We start from the raw sequence: 1,619 nt of genomic DNA on the forward strand, positions 1-1,619 counted from the left end.
CGAGCATCGAACTCCGCATACGACAACGACACACCCTCGAACGAGAGCGCTACCGCATCCGGAGACGCCGCCACCTGCGCATCGAACCCGTCCAACACCGACACACCCGCAACCTCACGAGCCGTGTCATTCCACCCCTCGAGCACCAACGAACGCTCAACAGAATCCAAAATATCAACGTCACCAACAATGGTTGACCGATCAGCAACGACGGCAGCCAGGATGCGTTCGAATCGGGTTGCCATCGAGGCCACCGTCGACTCGTCGAACAGATCCGTCGCGTACGTGAACGTCGCCGCCATCCCGGCCGGGGCACCGGACTCGTCGAACTGCTCGACCATGGTCAACTGCAGATCGAACTTCGCCGCCACCGCGCCGGTATCGACGCCCGCAACCGTCAGATCGCCCAACTGCAACCCGGTCTGGCGGGCGCTCTGGAACGAGAGCATCACCTGGAACAACGGATTACGCGCCTGCGACCGCGCCGGATTGAGCACCTCCACCAACCGCTCGAACGGCACATCCGCATGCGCAAACGCACCCAGATCGCCCTCACGAACCCGACCCAACAACCCCGAGAACGACTCCGAAGAATCCACCTCGGTCCGCAACACCAACGTATTGACGAACATCCCGATCAAATCATCGAGAACCTGCTCACCACGACCCGCCACCGGAGTACCGATCGCAATATCGGACGTCCCCGACAACCGCGACAACAACACCGCCAACGCCGCATGCACCACCATGAACAACGACGAATTCGACTCACGCGCAGCGTCACTCAACGACACATGCACATCACGATCAATCACGAACGAATACGCAGCACCACGATTGGACGCCACCGCCGGCCGCGGACGATCAGCCGGCAAATCCAACTGATCCGGCAACCCCGACAACGCCGACTCCCAGAAACCGATCTGACGCGAAATCAACGACGACGGATCATCTTCCGAACCGAGAGTCTCCCGCTGCCACAACGCGTAATCCGCATACTGCACCGCCAACGGCGTCCACCCCGGCACCTCACCCCGAGAACGAGCCTCGTACGCCACCATCACATCACGCGTCAACGGCCCCATCGACACACCATCACCACTGATGTGATGAACCACCATCGCCAACACGAACTCCGACTCCGACACCGCGAACAACCGCGCCCGAACCGGAACCTCCACCGCCACATCGAAACCAGCCGACAAGAACTCCGTCACCGCACCAACGACATCGGACTCCGACACCGCCACCGGCGACAAATCCAACCGCACCCGATCCGCAGACAACACCTCCTGGAACCCGACACCGTCGACCTCCGGATACACCGTCCGCAAAATCTCATGCCGACCAACAACATCCGACACCGCAGCCTGCAGAGCCTCCACATCCAACAACCCCGACAACCGAATCGCCACCGGAATATTGTCAACATTGGATCCCGGGTCGAATCGGTTCAAGAACCACATCCGCTGCTGCGCCAACGACAACGGCACACGCTCCGGACGCACCCGAGCAGTCAACGCCGCCCGCGCACCCGAACCAACCTCCGACTCCACCCGAGCAGCCAACAACTCCACCGACGACGCCTCGAACAACACCCGCACCGGAACCTGCGCATC

1 protein-coding gene is annotated in these 1,619 nt (G+C 61.4%); it reads right to left on the reverse strand.

All coding sequences use genetic code 11. From position 1 onward, the window contains the following. A partial coding sequence (locus ATN37_RS31605) for a condensation domain-containing protein (RefSeq protein WP_256933599.1) occupies positions 1–1,619 on the reverse strand: 1,619 nt, incomplete at both ends.

Origin of the sequence: Rhodococcus sp. MH15 (assembly GCF_019266045.1) — a bacterium.
GTDB classification, from domain to species: Bacteria; Actinomycetota; Actinomycetes; order Mycobacteriales; family Mycobacteriaceae; genus Rhodococcus_F; species Rhodococcus_F qingshengii.